Source organism: Daejeonella lutea (assembly GCF_900168015.1).
In the GTDB taxonomy this organism is placed as follows: Bacteria; Bacteroidota; Bacteroidia; order Sphingobacteriales; family Sphingobacteriaceae; genus Daejeonella; species Daejeonella lutea.
This window is the reverse complement of the sequence record NZ_FUYR01000001.1, coordinates 1,314,150-1,329,841: the sequence shown is the minus strand read 5'-3', so window position 1 is coordinate 1,329,841 and position 15,692 is coordinate 1,314,150. Positions and strand designations below refer to the sequence as shown.

Annotated in this window: 14 protein-coding genes; 11 read left to right on the top strand and 3 right to left on the bottom strand. The window is 38.3% G+C overall.

Annotation, left to right across the window (positions count from 1 at the left end; translation table 11 throughout):
- From B5X60_RS05975 to B5X60_RS05955, 5 genes are all read left to right on the top strand, one after another.
- Complete coding sequence (locus B5X60_RS05975) at nt 1-717, top strand: hypothetical protein (protein WP_079701698.1); 717 nt, start codon at nt 1-3, stop codon at nt 715-717.
- Entirely contained in the window at nt 704-2,875 is a 2,172-nt protein-coding gene (locus B5X60_RS05970; protein ID WP_221406203.1) for an AAA family ATPase, read from the top strand. The genes B5X60_RS05975 and B5X60_RS05970 overlap by 14 nt, the downstream gene beginning before the upstream one ends.
- A gap of 9 nt (nt 2,876-2,884) precedes the next feature.
- The gene (locus B5X60_RS05965; RefSeq protein ID WP_079701697.1) at nt 2,885-4,267 is read left to right on the top strand and encodes a 5-methylcytosine restriction system specificity protein McrC; all 1,383 of its coding nucleotides are present in this window, start codon (nt 2,885-2,887) and stop codon (nt 4,265-4,267) included.
- A 245-nt stretch (nt 4,268-4,512) separates the two neighbouring features.
- Nucleotides 4,513-5,709: a phospholipase D-like domain-containing protein gene (locus B5X60_RS05960; RefSeq protein WP_079701696.1), complete on the top strand. Its 1,197-nt coding sequence runs from the start codon at nt 4,513-4,515 to the stop codon at nt 5,707-5,709.
- Between the two features lie 6 nt (nt 5,710-5,715).
- Nucleotides 5,716-7,152, top strand: a complete 1,437-nt coding sequence (locus B5X60_RS05955) for a hypothetical protein (RefSeq protein ID WP_079701695.1) — start codon at nt 5,716-5,718, stop codon at nt 7,150-7,152.
- A 139-nt stretch (nt 7,153-7,291) separates the two neighbouring features.
- On the opposite strand, the gene B5X60_RS05950 is transcribed toward B5X60_RS05955, so the two are convergent.
- Entirely contained in the window at nt 7,292-8,218 is a 927-nt protein-coding gene (locus tag B5X60_RS05950) for a Shedu anti-phage system protein SduA domain-containing protein (RefSeq protein WP_079701694.1), read from the bottom strand.
- Between the two features lie 544 nt (nt 8,219-8,762).
- Between B5X60_RS05950 and B5X60_RS05940 the strand changes: the two genes are divergently transcribed.
- From B5X60_RS05940 to B5X60_RS05925, 4 genes are all read left to right on the top strand, one after another.
- Nucleotides 8,763-8,942, top strand: a complete 180-nt coding sequence (locus B5X60_RS05940; protein ID WP_079701692.1) for a hypothetical protein — start codon at nt 8,763-8,765, stop codon at nt 8,940-8,942.
- A 124-nt stretch (nt 8,943-9,066) separates the two neighbouring features.
- Nucleotides 9,067-9,888 carry a helix-turn-helix domain-containing protein gene (locus B5X60_RS05935; protein WP_079701691.1) on the top strand — a complete coding sequence of 274 codons (822 nt, stop codon included), beginning with the start codon at nt 9,067-9,069 and terminating at the stop codon, nt 9,886-9,888.
- A 66-nt stretch (nt 9,889-9,954) separates the two neighbouring features.
- On the top strand, nt 9,955-10,323 hold the full coding sequence (locus tag B5X60_RS05930) for a VOC family protein (protein WP_079701690.1): 369 nt from the start codon (nt 9,955-9,957) through the stop codon (nt 10,321-10,323).
- Between the two features lie 12 nt (nt 10,324-10,335).
- The gene (locus tag B5X60_RS05925; RefSeq protein WP_079701689.1) at nt 10,336-10,761 is read left to right on the top strand and encodes an LIC_13387 family protein; all 426 of its coding nucleotides are present in this window, start codon (nt 10,336-10,338) and stop codon (nt 10,759-10,761) included.
- A gap of 336 nt (nt 10,762-11,097) precedes the next feature.
- On the opposite strand, the gene B5X60_RS05920 is transcribed toward B5X60_RS05925, so the two are convergent.
- A complete protein-coding gene (locus tag B5X60_RS05920; protein ID WP_079701688.1) occupies nt 11,098-11,883 on the bottom strand; it encodes a TonB-dependent receptor plug domain-containing protein in 786 nt (261 codons plus the stop codon).
- Nucleotides 11,884-11,888: 5 nt separating this feature from the next.
- A complete protein-coding gene (locus B5X60_RS05915) occupies nt 11,889-13,640 on the bottom strand; it encodes a hypothetical protein (protein WP_139377373.1) in 1,752 nt (583 codons plus the stop codon).
- A gap of 496 nt (nt 13,641-14,136) precedes the next feature.
- On the opposite strand from B5X60_RS05915, the gene B5X60_RS05910 reads away from it, so the two are divergent.
- On the top strand, nt 14,137-14,415 hold the full coding sequence (locus tag B5X60_RS05910; protein ID WP_079701686.1) for a hypothetical protein: 279 nt from the start codon (nt 14,137-14,139) through the stop codon (nt 14,413-14,415).
- 15 nt (nt 14,416-14,430) lie between these two features.
- Entirely contained in the window at nt 14,431-15,687 is a 1,257-nt protein-coding gene (locus tag B5X60_RS05905; RefSeq protein WP_079701685.1) for a hypothetical protein, read from the top strand.
- The last annotated feature ends 5 nt before the right edge of the window (nt 15,688-15,692 follow it).

Here is a 15,692-nt window from a genome sequence, read left to right as displayed (position 1 = left end):
ATGGAAGAATTCTACGACAGTCGTGACGATGCAATCTCATCGGTCTCTGAGCAATATGGTATCAGAAACTTAATATCAACTCAAAATTTTTATGATGAAAAAGATTATTGGCCTCGGTTAGCAAATTCCAGTTTTTTTCCTAAACTATTTGATGAACACCGGTATCACTTTCTTTATGAAATACAAGGCTTGAGTAGCCAATTGCATTTCGGTTTAGCGAATTGCTTTTTACTTAGAGAAAAAATAAGTCACAAAAGAGGACGACCAAATATCTATAATCACAGATATACCTTTATGATTGAATCTACTATCCATAGTATCTATGCGTATTGGAACAGGGTAGGTTTAGTTTTAAACACATATTTAAAAAATCCGAAAGACCTTAAGCGTGTATATTTCCAGGCAGTTGTTGACCAACTTTTTATTGATTACCCTGAATTGTTACAAAATCAATATTACGTTTGGATAAAAGACGTAAAACTAGAATTGGATAAATTAAATAGAAATGAGTTTACTCACAATAATTCTTTGATTATGCAGGATTTTTTCCGAGAAGCTTACGAAGGTGAAAATCAAATAGATTTATTAGCATTCCCTGAATTGCTCTTATCGCATAACAAATATATAGTTGGAGAAATAGATAATTTGGTGAACCTGATAGAAGTATTGGAAGGGAAACTGGCGATGATTAAGGAGGTGGGGAATGGAATCGCTTAAAAAAATTATAAATAACATTCAGGTCTGGGATGGATGGTTGAACTCTTACAAGAAGTTTGTTCCAATGTTTATAAAGGAAGCAAGTACAGGTCAAGCATGGGATAAGTGGGATAAGGAGGCTTTTTTTGAATATTTTGAAAAGTCGAACGGTCAATGTGTTTCTTCACTCAAACAGGGCTATTTCACGAAATCAGAAAGGGATGAAATAAAAAAAAATTGGGATACTATAGCACCACATATTGAAAGAATCGCAAAAAGCCAGGATGTTCCATTATTTGTTGAATATGAATTATTAAAAAAAGAGATTAGAAAATATACAAATCAAGATAGGAGAGCTGCAACTTATAGAATGATTGCAGGCCTGCAACCAAATCTGTTGTGTACGATTGTAAAAGAAGAAGATCTAAGAAACTTGTATCATAGCTTAATAAAAGAAGATGATAACAAACTTCCTCGTTATCAATATAACTGGTTTAAAGACAGTGTTGAAATATGTAATCTTTTTAAAACTAGTTCGGGAAGTGCAAACCCAATTGATTTAATCACCTTACCTTGGCAGGTAAAGGAGTATCTAGAGAACGAACATGAAATTAAAGCGATACCAGCATCAAAAAGTATGATTTTAAAAGAGACTTTGAATTTACTGAAATACAAAAAACAAATCATTTTGCAAGGACCTCCTGGAACGGGTAAAACTAGGTTAGCTAAAATGATTGCGCAAGACATTTTACTCGATGAAATGCCTCCGTTCACTCTAACAAAGGAAATTATAAAGAATTATATGGTACCTGGTCTTAAATTTCCAAGCGCCAAAGATCGTATCGAATATGAAGTTGAAAAAGTCGGAAGTTCAGGAATTAGCATTATAGCCTCATCTAAAAATAGTTATGTCCCCTTATATAACGAGATAATTACAGCTTACAATGATCAGGTTTGGGATAAGGAAGGAGCAATTACTAAGGGCAATGATTCATACAGTGCTGCCATCGCAAAATACATTTATATTAAACAACAAGAAGATCGCACAAAAATAGAGGATTCACCTCAATTTAGATTAATTCAATTTCATCCGTCGTATACTTATGAAGATTTTGTAAGAGGTATCGTAGCTGAAACTAAAGGTGAACGAATTGAATATAAAAATGTAAATAAAATCTTAGGAAAGTTTGCCGATGAAGCCTTCAATAATTTAGAACTTAGTAAAACCGATAATTCAAAAGTTCAGAAAAGTCTATGGGTTGATTCAAATTTTGAGGATTTTAAGGAAGAAATTAGAATACATGTAGAAAATCAACCAATTACATTGTCAAATAATATTACGGTTTTTGACGTTGAGCCGAATTGTTTCAGATATGCAAAAGATTGGAGTGTTCCGTCCAGAATAAATTTCAAAGATTTCAAAATCCTTTTGGCTGCGGTATTAAACGGAACACTCCAGATTGATGACAACAGAATTCCAAAGGAACTATCTGTTCATGCACATTATAGGTTTACTTATTATTTGGCCCTTTTAAGATTGTTTTTTGAGAAGCATAATTTCAATCAAACACAAGATAAACAGCCACTTAAAAACTATGTGCTTATAATCGACGAAATAAATAGAGCGAATCTATCCTCTGTGCTTGGGGAGTTGATTTACGCCTTGGAATATCGGGGTGATAAAGTAGAGAGTATGTATGAAGTAGAAAATGAAAATTCCCTAGTGCTCCCATCCAACTTATATATTATTGGTACCATGAATACCGCTGACAGAAGCGTGGGCCATATCGATTATGCGGTACGTCGGCGATTTGCTTTTGTAGATATACTTCCAGAAAAGCTAGAGGATACGGACGAGATGATCTTTTTTCCTGATTTATTTAAGCAAGTTGCAGAATTGTTTATCAAAAACCACGATGAATACCTGGGCGATAAGTCTTTACCTTTAATAAGGGCTGACTATTTGTCGCCGGAATTTGAAGCCAAAGATGTATGGTTAGGGCATTCTTATTTTATTCAGAAGAAAGTTAAGGGGACTGGAGAGCTTGTACCAAAAGATTTCGGTATCAGAGTTAAATACGAGATTATCCCAATTCTTAGAGAATATGTTAAGGATGGCGTTCTTAATGAAAAGGCCATTGCCAAAATTGATGAGATCGAAAAAGCACATTCGGTTTAGTAAACCACAATGGGAATTATTTTAACAGAACATTCTGAACAGATTATTCAGTTTGAAGTAGCTGATGCCGAGCGCTATTCTTTAATAAAAGCCACAATATTCCCGACAAAAAGAGGCGGAAATAATTGTTTCCACAGTAGAATAGAGAATAATTCCTTGTTTTTAAAAGCTGATTATTATGTGGGCGTTGATTGGTTGATTAAGGGAAAGCGATCTATTCAGGTCAATCCAAAGTTAAACACCAAGATCCTCGAGAGGTTTGAGAATGAATTAGGAAAAGAAGAGAATGTTTTACCGGGCGAGGAAAATGAATCAAATCTCGAGGAATTCGATGAAGATAATGATTTCAAGCAGCTAAATTACCTTAAGCTTTTGATGGATGCGTTTCAGCATCCTGTTATTGTAAGGGAAACCAATAATCTGGTTTTGATTGATTGGGAATCACCGCAAATAGAAATTAATCAGGAAGATGACGTTTTAACTCCATTCTTAGTGGTTCAATATCTAAATATCTTAAAGCACATCGTTAGAAAAGGTTTAAAGAAATCGTATTATAATGTTCAGGAAAATTTAAATAACCGGATGAAAGGGAAAATTTTAGTGGGTGCCAACATTAAACAAAATATTCTAAAAAATCGGATTACCAAAACCATTTGCGAATACCAGCAATTCGGAATAGACCATCTGGAAAATCGTTTCTTGAAAAAAGTACTTTACTATTGTAGCAATTACGTCCACCAAAACGCTGCTTTTTTTGCCGGTAATCAAAAAAGCTTAGGGCAACTTATTAGCTATTGCAAACCAGCATTTGAATTAGTAGGTGAAGAAGCTGAAGCTAGCACCCTAAAAAACATCAAACAAAACCCCTTTTTTAAAGAATACAAAGATGCCATAAAAATTGGTCAATATATCTTAAAGCGATTTTCCTATAACATCAGTAATACTGCAAGCAGTAAACAGATAAAAACACCGCCTTTTTGGATAGACATGCCCAAATTATTTGAGCTGTATGTTTATCACCACTTGTTGACTGCATTCAATTACAACGAGATTAAATGCCAGTTCTCGACTTATGGCAATGCGTTAGATTTCCTAATAACTAAAAAGGAAAGTCAGATGGTGGTAGATGCCAAATACAAAATGCGATATCGTTCAAGTCATATCCATCAGGATATTCGGCAGGTCGCTGGTTATGCCCGACTAACTAAGGTTTATGATGAGTTGAAACGAAATGGTAATGAAAATATTGACTGCTTAATTGTTTATCCCACCAAAGAAGACGCGGCTTTAGACTCTCATTATTCCTTTGCAAAACCTATGATAGAAAAGCAATTGCTTACTGCCTATAAGGGAGTTTATAAGTTAGGTATTCCCATGCCGTATATAAGTTGAAAAGGAAATAGTGCTTCCATTCATTCGCCTTTATGTGGCAAGCTACCTGTTTCGTAAGTAATTGGCTTAAAAAATGCTCCCAGGAACTGTTTAAGGGTTAAATCCCTTCGCAATCAGTGTGCCGAGGTCTACGAGCGGAAAGACCGTTCGCACAGAACAGCCAAATCAAAAAAGCTCTGTCAGCTTTACTTTTTTATATTTAAATATTAGTTTACCGGATCGAGCTACATCATCATATCCATAATATGCTAAAAATTATTACAAATGATCGGCAGCCTTCACACCTGTCACTACTAAATGAACTGTTGAAAGATGCAGACGATGTTTCAATCGCGGTTGCTTTTCTAAAAGTCGAGGGATTAAAAGTCCTTCTTCCGTATTTTCAGACAAAAACCAGATTCAGGATTATTACAGGCCCTAATTTTGGCATAACTGATCCTGCAGCTCTGGAGGTTTTGCTAGAGAAATCATCGTCGAGTAATGTATTTGGATATCTAAATAGTTTGTCTTCAAAAACTACGTTTCACCCCAAAATGTATTTAATCAGGCATAAAAAGATTGGACATATCATTATAGGTTCGACAAACCTTACAGCTGGAGGGCTGTCAAAAAACAACGAATGCTCTTTATATTACACCTGTAATGTTTCCGAAAAAATTTGGCAGGAAGCACAAACGGAGTTTGATAATTTTATTGCTCCAAGTAATGCTGAATTGCTTAACGATCGAATCATCTCCATTTACAAAACCTATTATAAGCGCCAGAAACCTCTAAACGAAAAAATTGAACCATATCCGGATGTCGATAGCAACCCATTCTATAACTTGGAAAAGTTGCGATCAAAATTTGACAAGTTGGATCATAAAAAACTTCGCAAGGAATTTGCGGAGAAAATGAAGCATTATGGCGTTGCCAGGAAAGTGCTTGATGAAATTATAGAAAGCAAACATTCATCTAAGAAGTTTAGTGATCTTGTCAATGATCTTGTTGGAAAGAAGGGAACGCGCGGCTTCTGGTATTCTAACGGCATGTTCCGGCATAAAACCAAAATCTTTAAACAGCAGTCTAAGTTTCAACAATTGATAAGATCGATTAAAAATGATATTGGACAACCGGCAGCTCTCGTGTATTCAAACGCAAGAGCGATTGAAAAGAAAATTAATGGTGTGGGCCCAAATTTCATTGGAGAAATCATGATGACTTATGATTATAAAAACTATGCGAACATAAACAGGAACCCCATCACGGTCCTGATAGAAGAGGGCAGTGTGGATTTGAAAAACCATTCACAAAGGTTCAAAGGGCGTGATTATGAACACTATGTGAATATAGTCAAAGAGATCAGTGTTAAGCTTGGGCTAAAAAACATGCTTGAAGCCGACCATTTTTTTAATGGGATCTATCAAGATTTAAAGGGATCCCGAAAATATGGGGTTAAATAAATACTCATGCCGTCTATTTTAAAAGCAACGCCTTATCAAACCATTAGTAGCATAGAGCCTGGGCAGGCTATACTACCGATCAAAAACGATGACTTCCGTCTGGTAAGGTTCAAGGAGGGCACAACTACCCTGAATTACTCACGGTGCAGATTCAATCACCTTACTATAGACAATGTCGAGGATATAGTGTTTGGTACTGTCCACGTGGCATTCTTCAATTGCATTATCGACAACCTCGTAATTGAAAAGATCATATCGAAAAATCTTACCTTTTCATTTTTTAGTTGTGTGGTGAATGCGCGAATAGATGGAGAAAATCTATTAGATATCACCTTCAATAATTGTGTAACCACTAGTGGTATTTACATTAACAGAGGACAGAAAGTAAATATAAAATTCACAAAAGAGAACTTTAATGAAGGAGATTGGAAAAGCTTATTTATTCAATACTACATTACAGATATCAAGGATATCCTTGAAAGCAATCAACGGTATTCCATAGATAAGGCGACAGAGATCATTTGTAGTTCAAACTTTAAACCCGAAAAACACCCCTGGGAGCTGAGCGTCATACTTAGCATTTCTTATGATTCTGAATTAGAAGATAGGTTAACGCATATAAGCGATATGACGTTAAGATCGCTTTCGCTTCGAGGCTCGGCTAACGGGAAAATCTTAGTGGAAAACACCACGATTGACGAATGGTATATCAGTGATTTTGAGCCAAAAGGGGAGGTAGCATTTTATGATATCGAGCCTGTTGATGGTGGTACCTCTAAAAAAATAGGTATTCACAGTAGCAACCTTGACTTTGTAAAGTTTGATCGGGTTATTTTTGCAAGCTATAATGCCATTTCATTTTTTAGGACCAGGTTTTCGAAAGCGGTCTTTACATCATGCGATTTTCCTGATAATTATAATGCTTTTTCAAGATTCATGAACATTCCAAATGTTCATTATGCTGAAGAAAAGCCAAAGAACTATGAAAAAAGACAGTACGAGATGTTTTTGCAATTGAAGATAGCGCTTGAAGAAACTGGTAATATATATGAAGCGCACAAACTGCATGCAATATCACATGAAGCTTTAAAGAATATTCAAGGGCTACCCGGTTGGGATAGGGCAATATTGTCGATTAATAGCTTTTCAAATGATCATGGGCTATCAATAAAAAAAGCAATCAGGGGTTTTTGTTGGTTTTCAATTCCTTTGTATTTAATGTACCTATTCAGCATCGGCAGACTATTGAACGGTAATCCTATTGATTGGAACCTGATTGGTTACTATTTCAGTTTTGTTGATTTGACCCACAAGAATGATTTTTTAACAAATAAAAATGAACTGAATGGATGGTCTTCATTTTTTGATTGGGGAGGAAAAATCGTTGTAGGGTTCTTTATTTATCAATTCATTGCTGCGTTCAGGAAGTACGGCAAGAAATAATCCTTGAAGCCTGGAGATGTTATCTAAGTCACAAAAAGCACATAATGGTCACCAATGGGACTCTAAAATTCTGTTGTTTGGGATCAGGTAGGACTACTCCAATTCCTATTCAATGCACATTGCATCTAAAAAGTCGATGCTAACTAACTTTAAGCAGGTTTTGCCGATTTAAAAATTTCACTTGATATTCGAGTAGTTCATCATATGTCATTAAGTGGATGTGATGCTGATTAAACTTGCGAATGTTCTTTTGAATGAAGTGCTCGTTTTCATCCTTATCAGGCTGCCGTCCTATTAATATGTTATAATCCACCTTGCGAGGAACAAATCCGAACTTGGAGTTGATGCAAGGATTATTTGATGATTCTTCCAGGTATTCCTTGTAATCATTAACCTGACTTAAATGTTTAAACACCTTGGCTAAAAATGTCTTGTGAAAATTCGAAATCTGGACAAAACCTTCATTTGGTAATTTTACTTCCACTAAGCTAAGATCAGTTTGATAATTGAAATTAGGTTTCATCATAAAATCAGGATCGTAATGCTTTCTGTCTTCAAGCTTTAATTTTGCTTCATGCCAAGTACGGGAATAACGGTCCCGTTCCAGAAATGCCGGGTTATCTTCGAAAAAACGATGATAAAGCAATTCTTCAGCTTTCTTTTTACGATAATCTGAGCGGTTTAACATTCCAATAAATTTGTCAATTGCCCTTTCTATTTGGCGCGTGTTATTTCCAAGCCAGTGGTATCTCAGCTTTCTGGGAAACAACTGAAAATTCTGAGACAATATTTCGGTGGAGAGAATAGTGTCACGCCGTGTATTGAAATAAAGCGAATAGTCTATATAGCCTGAGTTAAACTCAATTCCCAGGTTATCCAGTTCATCAATAACTTGCCGACGCCAGTTCCGAATACTGCTGGCGAGTTCAGCAGTGTGAAGAGCAAGCTTTTCCGCTCCCTCGTCTGAGAGAACAGTTGTATAACGGTGTTTCTGATAAAAACTTTTGCTCTCATTTTCATCAAGTAGTAGCACAACAGGAATCTTGTATAGGTTAAAATTCCGCATTGAATACGTTTGCGTAGGATCTTTATTGATAAATCTTCAAACTACTCAGTTCGGGAAAAATACCGTCTCTGTTTGACAATGATAAGATCCAACTGTTCTTGACTCTTAACGATCCTATTGTTTATAAAGTCAACCGCATCATCGTATGAGTCCACAAAGTAGACGGAATCTCTTTCTGCAATATTTGATAAGACGTTCTTATAAACGTCTTCATCATTTACATTGTTAGCTATAAAAAGAATTCGCATTTAACTTACATTATGAATCTGCAAAGGCACCTTCTATAATCTTGGCATCCTTTTCATTACTAGGACGCTCGACGATGCAATCTAATATAATAGCCGGAAGACTTAGGATAATTTCAACAATTAGTTTGCTAATAATATTAGTATTTACCTATGTTTGTATCATGGGTATTGTTCAAAAACTTAAAGGCAGAGACCTGGATTATCTCCGCAGAAGAAAGCTGGCTGCTGACGCGTATCAGAAAGGAAACTGAATATATCAATCGCGGGAGCAAAAGTGGTATACGCCGGAAGAGTTCATGGCTATTCCCTATGCTATTGATACAGACGTTCAGAATGGATATTATCAGATTCACAATCCGCGGGTAGAGGTGATGGCCAGACTGAAGGATATCGAAAAAATGCAGGCCAAATTAGTGGAGTTTATCGGACGCATTAATACGTATTATAATTACGTGCCTAAGCGGGAGAAGAAATAAAACACACCATTTATTTCGCCTCATTGCTAAACGTGTCTCAGTCTCACGGCTTACGGCAGGCATTTGATTTTTATTGAATTATTGCGATCTTCCAATCAGATGCTTAATATGTTAAAGGACAGCAATGAAACTTGAACTCGTGCAACCGCGAATCGAATTAAGGGCTTTTATCGCTAAGATATGGGTTTTTGAAAATACCGGCCGCTTGCCTGAGGAAGCTATGAAACTTATCGTACCGAATGGGATGGCAAAGCTTGTTATCCCATTCCGGAATGGACTGCTGGGAAAATACAAGGACTGGTACCATCATTCTAAAGAAGCATCGATTACCTTAATTGGTATAGCCGACAGCCCAGCCATTGTCGATATCGAGCATGATGCGCCCCACGGAAATATCGGCATCGAGTTCTCTCCCATAGGGGCATATCGACTGTTCCAGGTTCGGCAGGTAGAACTTACAAATAAGATTTTTCAACTGACCGATGTATTGGGGAAAACAGCTCATGAAATAAACGAGCGCATAACGAATGCCGAAGCCATCAGCGAAAAAATCCAGATCATTCAAACTTACCTGCTTAGCTTGCTTTCAAAATCTGAACCCGATCTTGTTCTTGATTATTGTCTTCGCCAGATTGAACATTCTAATGGTTTGGTTACAGTAAATGAATTAGAAAAAAAGACCGGCTATACCAGTCGCTGGATCCATGAGAAATTTATTGAAAAGGTTGGTCTGAGTCCTAAAAACCTATGCTCGGTAACCCGATTTATGCACTTCTATGAAGCTGGGGCGAAAAATCCCGATGTAGATTTTTTCAAAAGGGATGTCTACAGGTATTACTATGATCAGGCTCATTTCACAAAAGACTTTAAGCGCTTCACCGGCCTTTCGCCAGTAAAATTCATAAAGAGCGATAACGAGTTCGGGCAAATTTTCTATAAAGATTGAAACTTCCGATTCTTACAATTATTCTAGAATAGCGCCAGCTACCTTAGATTAATAAACTGAAAGAACATGGAACATTTAATCAATTGGGTTGAAATACCCGCAACAAACATTAACAGAGCTAAAACTTTCTACTCCACTATTTTTGGCAGCCTTGAATTTCACGACATGGACATTGAGGGCGTAAAATATGCTTTATTCCCTTCCGAGGATAAGTTCAATTGCGGGGCTCTCGTGGAAGGCGAGTATTACAAGCCCTCATATGATGGGGTCACGGTATATCTGGATGGCGGTAAGGATATGGCTAACATTTTAAAGCATGTTGAAGATGCGGGAGGTGAAATTGTGATGCCGAAAACCTTTATGGGGAAGGAAGCAGGCTACATTGGAATGCTCATTGATAGCGAGGGAAATAAAATCGGGTTGCAACATTTATAACAGAGAAAAATTATGACCTTGAAGGCAATTTTACGAACCGCATCCCTGGTGATGCTGCTTCACGACGCTGGGCACCTGTTCGGCGCTTTAACATGGAAACAATCTGAAGACCCGTTGATGCAGCGTGTAATAAGAGAAATGACGCAAAACGAATTTCCATTTATGGGAGCCGTCCACAGCATCGGAGATTATTATGATGGCTATGGATTGCTTTCTGCACTAGCCATGCTCCTGATCGCAGGTATCTTGTGGATTGCATCGAACGTTTCCCCGGAAAATAAGGATATCGTGAAAAGTCTGCTTATTTTAACGACTACCATTCTGTCGCTCTGGGCTGTTTGCGAGTTAATTTTCTTTTTCCCTTTCGCTGCGGCGTTTAGTCTGGTAGCATCTGCACTGACTTTTATTGCAATTATGAAACTCAACAAAACTTCCTGAATGCAATACAAATGAGGTGTTTAATGCCCATGGGTTAGAAGAGTAAGAGAACAGGATTTGCCTCCAATCTTTTACATAATGATATAAAAGCAATAGCCATTTTTAAAAAAATGGATAGGGCATATATTGCAGGGATAAGTTCAAAACCTTTATCGTGGTGAAATGCCAAGAATATTTCATTATCGGATCCGCCAACGGGCTCGGACAGCTCGCAGCGAATGAAATTATCAAGCAGGGAGTGTTTAGGAACTTATTTTCTTGCATATCGATTTTTTGTCGCTGCAAAGTTATCCATAGCATCTTTCAATATGCCGTTTAGGACGTTCTTTCACACGATCACCGAATCTCCCGACTAAAAACCTTCCTAAACACATTCCCAAATTCATCTATCCCTTCTATTACAAATCTGTACCGACCTGGCTTATTTCCGGTATAGAAACTAAATTCCTGGCTAAGTCCCTCGCGCGTTAGTAGATTAGGATTCCAGTAAATGGTTTTACGGTAATCAATCGCTTCGATTTGCACAGGCTTGTCAAATCGCGGTGAATAGAATTCGCGGTTAAAGCTATATCCATTGACCATAATGCTTGCCTGGCCCATTGAGCTTGAGGACTTGGTCATTCCGGTTTTGAGCGTTACGAACAGTATAGCTTTTCGGCCATAAAGAGCAGACTGGGCTCCTGTGAGCACCTCCAGGCCAGCAACATCCGCTGTATTGATATCCCGTACCCGAAAATCTGCGTCCATGGGGACACCGTCAACGAATATCGAGATGCTATCATTCCGGAATTTCATCAAATTGCCGTTAAAGACCAGCGACGGGATTTTTGATTCCAGGGCATCTCTCATATTGGAATATTGCTCAAAATGCTTTTCCGGTAAGGTATATATTGCAGGTGTCGTATTGATGTTTTTTGAGTCGTTAATTTCATTTACTCTTTGGGCGCTAACCTTCACTTCATCCAGTAACTGCATCTTTTCGATCTGCGCAACGCGAAGCAGGCGATTCACTTCAGCTTCGTCAGTGAGTGCTAATATTGCGCTGTCAGGTATCTGCTGTAATGCATATTCTTTTTGTACCTGGGGCGCAAAAACGCGTTGATGGCTTGTTGTGTCAGGCACTATGTTTACGTTAGATTTGCCCTATTATTCGAAGCTGTTAGTCTGAGAGTATTCGGCCCTTCGAAATAAAGGCTGTCAAATACAAATCCACCTTTCTCATTGGTCTTACTGGTAAAAATTCCATGTGAGCCATCACCGACAATCAGATTTACTATAGAGGATGGGGCAGGGGAGTTTAAGGGTGTGAGGACTTTTCCGCTGACGCGTAAGCCTTTCTCAGCTTCATAAGGTGCCGGTATGGCCTTTGCTATCATGTTAAATCTCCGCCAGCCTTGTGTCAGTAGTAAATTATCTAACTCCCGCCTTTTATTACCATCCACGTTAATGAAATAATAGTTGGGATTTTCGATGTTTCCTTTTATCTCAGATGTTAACAAAAGGTTTGAAAGTATGGTCACTTCCGACTCTTCCTGATGCATAACACGATCCTCGTCCGTTATTGCCAATGAAAAGCTGCCAAGCGCAGGTTTGCCACTCGCATCGTTTGCTTTCAAGGTGCTTTTAATCTCGTTTTTAATCGGGAAGCTCTCACGATCCTCGCCCAGCGCGGCCGACAGACTTTTAAGTTGATCCACGAATATCAATCGTTCAGCCACCGGCAGAGATTCTGAAGCCATCAAAGTAACTCTGTTGACCCCTGCCGGAAGTTCAGCTTTGAGAATTCTGATAACCAGTTGGGGTAATACTGCCTTTTCGCGAATATTAATTATCTCCCTACCGCCAGCACTAACTTGCAAAGTTACTGCTGAACCAACTTTGTCCGGACTGCTTTTAATTCGGGCAATGAAGTTTAATGAGTCTGACGAAATTGTCATCACATAGCCGCTGGAAGCAGCAGCTGGAATAGTGAATTTTTGGGTCTGATTGCCTTTTGTTTGTACGACTGCTGTGTATTGTTCCCCAGCCTGCGGATTAAGCCCAAAAACACCCATCCCGCCAAATTCGGTATTGAAGGAAGCAATGTGAGATTGTTGTTGGTTGATAATATATCCGGTAGCCTCCCTCGGTAAACCATCAGCGCCCGTGACTTTCACACCAATACGGCTAGCTAGGCCTGTTACCAGGCCGCCACCCTCGGGAAAAAATTGGGCATCAAAGACATCATCATTCACCGGTAAATGAAAATTCCTTACTACCGGTCCAGTTTCCATATCCAAAGTCAGATCCAGATCAGCCGAATTGTCGTTTAGAGGAATTTGCAGCTTACCTTGAGAATCGGTTCTCGAATCACCTTTTACTAATTTGCCATCCCTAAGTGTGATAGTATACTTAACGGTTGTTTGTGCAAGAGGGCTTCCATCAATATTCTGTACCGTTACGTTAGCGCTTTTCTTGTTGTCACTATTCAAAACCCTATTCGTTACTACGACTCGCTTGCCGGTGAGATCGCTGACATTAATCGTCTTGGTGAAAAAACTTTCCTCGCCATAATTTTTCATCCAGTTAGTATAAGCAAGGATTCGGTAAACCCCGCCCGGAAGCCCCGCGTCAAGAGCTATATGTCCCCATCCTAAACCTGCCTCGACCGGGATTTTCGTCGACTGAATGGTCTTACCGCTTGAGTTAATAAGGTCGATATACATAACCCTGCTATTCTCTGTCAATTGGTTCGATCGCTGTACGAGATAGCTTTTGAACCACATGGTATCGCCGGCTGAATAGTGCGCGCGGTCAAAATGAACGTGGATTTTTTCGACCGGGTTAGGCGATTGAAGGGTGTCCAGATTAAATTCCAAATCTCCCGATATTTCCGCCATCCCCCACAAGGAATTGGGTGATCCAATTATGCAGAAAATAACAAGAATAAATAACATGGAAATTCTCATAGGTCGATTCGTTGTTTAAACTTTCGCTCGAACGGACAAAGGGTGTATTGCTTTTATGTCACTAGTAAACTTAATTGTTTTTTTCATTTATACGGTTTCTTCAGCCTCCAATCTTGAAGCTAAACCCCAAGTTACGCAAACAACGCTTTCAGATAGAACAAATGGCTTAATACCTATACGAACTCTGGAATTGTCGAATGAAAATTTTTCTTAAATCAATTAAATATCTGTAAATCAATCAAATAAGATTTATTTTTTTTGCTTTGCTCAATTGTTCTAGTTACATTCATCTAACTAACACTCTCACATATGGATACTCTTCCCGTAAGATGTTCAGCCAATCACGGCTCAACTTAGTCTTTAGCTAGACCTCGGTCTATCACGAAGCATTTGTCTTCATATCAAGTTTCTCAACATAAAATCCTATATGGCAAATTTTACAAAAGAAGACCTGGCTTATCCGGGTTATAAACACACAGCTTGGCCGGACGATGACCCGAGGCTAACTGGTAAACCTGACAGCACTATGCTGAACAGGAACGAATCTTATGAGATGGTTTATTTTATTAATAGGTATATGAGTGCTAATAATTGGAAACTCAAAAAGACATTTCAAAGGTTAGAAGCTTACTTAAAGGACCATAAAGAAAAAGGTAAATCGCACGCTTTCTGGAGGAAAGATCTTGCTCAAAATTTTAAGATATAACATTTGTTTTTTACGATGGCATCCAAAGATACAATAAAGCAAAAGAGAGACGAGGCAGTACGGCTGGTTGAGGATATTTTACGAATTACCCAAGTCGCAGAAGAAAATGTTGTAAAATCAAGAGAGCTTTTAAAAGAAAACTTGGCTACCTATAATGCCGGCAAAGAATCAAATCAAAATCTTACCAGGCTCATTGGCACTACTAATCGAACTATCGAGAAATTTCGTAAAGACCGCGACTCAGTTACGCGAATACTAAAACAGGTTAACGAATTTCACGACAAAAAATACTTGCCAATATTTAATCAAATTACAGATAAGTCAACAGGACTAAGTTCTGTTGTAAAATTTGCAACTAGTTCCAAAACTGAGATTCTCAACCTCCAGGAGGCTGCTAAGAAACAATATGGGGAAGTTCGAGACTACGCAATTGAACTGAGGCGGAAAAGTAAGGAATTGAATGCTATAGACGTGGGGTTACGTAAGTTATCGGAGAGTCTTACTACAAATCAAGGAAAAGTAGATAGTTCGCAAAAAAACATCCTGGCGGTAGAAAAAGAGGTTACTAAAACCGTTGAGAAAATTGAAAGCCTTCAATCAAAGAGCCACGAAAGAGAGAAGAGAATTGCAGGTCTGTTGATAAGCTCTGAGGCTGCGCTACAAGATATCTCAAAATACAGGGCAGAAGGCACAACTCTTTTAGCAGATATAAGGGAGATTTATGGACTGGCAGCCGAGACAGGAATGAGCGGTGATTTTGATCGTGGAAGGGCTAATTTTAAACTCCTTTTAAACAAATGGGAGTCAAGGATATTCATTACGTCACTCGTGCTTTTGATTTTTATCGTGGCTATGTTCGTGCTGCAGCTTTGGGCATACAAATGGGATCTGGAAAATCATACGTTTGATGTAAACTTTTACATTCGCTTCTTAATCACGTCGCCAATTATATTCTATTTATACTTCTGTTCCACACAATATTCACAAACCAGGGCATTGTATGATAAATACACTTTCAAAACCACCCTGGCTATGTCCATTAAACATCACCTGGAACTTTTAGCCAACCACGATAAATTCAATACTCCGGAAAGAACAAATCAAATCCTCGAGTTTATTCTCGAAGGATTTCAGAAAATCTATTCGGAGCCGTATTCAGCAGATGATTACCGAGTAAAATTGAAATTGGCGAAGCTTCAATTTGAAATGGAAAAGAGAGTGACTGATACTATTTCTAAAGCAGTGACGGCGGCAACAAGTAGTGTAAGTTGACGAGC

Excerpts from the sequence above, each read along its gene's own strand:
- B5X60_RS05975 (WP_079701698.1), top strand. The coding sequence starts at position 1 with ATGGAAGAATTCTACGACAGTCGTGACGATGCAATCTCATCGGTCTCT.
- B5X60_RS05970 (WP_221406203.1), top strand. The coding sequence starts at position 704 with ATGGAATCGCTTAAAAAAATTATAAATAACATTCAGGTCTGGGATGGA.
- B5X60_RS05965 (WP_079701697.1), top strand. The coding sequence starts at position 2,885 with ATGGGAATTATTTTAACAGAACATTCTGAACAGATTATTCAGTTTGAA.
- B5X60_RS05960 (WP_079701696.1), top strand. The coding sequence starts at position 4,513 with ATGCTAAAAATTATTACAAATGATCGGCAGCCTTCACACCTGTCACTA.
- B5X60_RS05955 (WP_079701695.1), top strand. The coding sequence starts at position 5,716 with ATGCCGTCTATTTTAAAAGCAACGCCTTATCAAACCATTAGTAGCATA.
- B5X60_RS05950 (WP_079701694.1), bottom strand. The coding sequence starts at position 8,218 with ATGCGGAATTTTAACCTATACAAGATTCCTGTTGTGCTACTACTTGAT.
- B5X60_RS05940 (WP_079701692.1), top strand. The coding sequence starts at position 8,763 with ATGGCTATTCCCTATGCTATTGATACAGACGTTCAGAATGGATATTAT.
- B5X60_RS05935 (WP_079701691.1), top strand. The coding sequence starts at position 9,067 with ATGAAACTTGAACTCGTGCAACCGCGAATCGAATTAAGGGCTTTTATC.
- B5X60_RS05930 (WP_079701690.1), top strand. The coding sequence starts at position 9,955 with ATGGAACATTTAATCAATTGGGTTGAAATACCCGCAACAAACATTAAC.
- B5X60_RS05925 (WP_079701689.1), top strand. The coding sequence starts at position 10,336 with ATGACCTTGAAGGCAATTTTACGAACCGCATCCCTGGTGATGCTGCTT.
- B5X60_RS05915 (WP_139377373.1), bottom strand. The coding sequence starts at position 13,640 with ATGGCGGAAATATCGGGAGATTTGGAATTTAATCTGGACACCCTTCAA.
- B5X60_RS05910 (WP_079701686.1), top strand. The coding sequence starts at position 14,137 with ATGGCAAATTTTACAAAAGAAGACCTGGCTTATCCGGGTTATAAACAC.
- B5X60_RS05905 (WP_079701685.1), top strand. The coding sequence starts at position 14,431 with ATGGCATCCAAAGATACAATAAAGCAAAAGAGAGACGAGGCAGTACGG.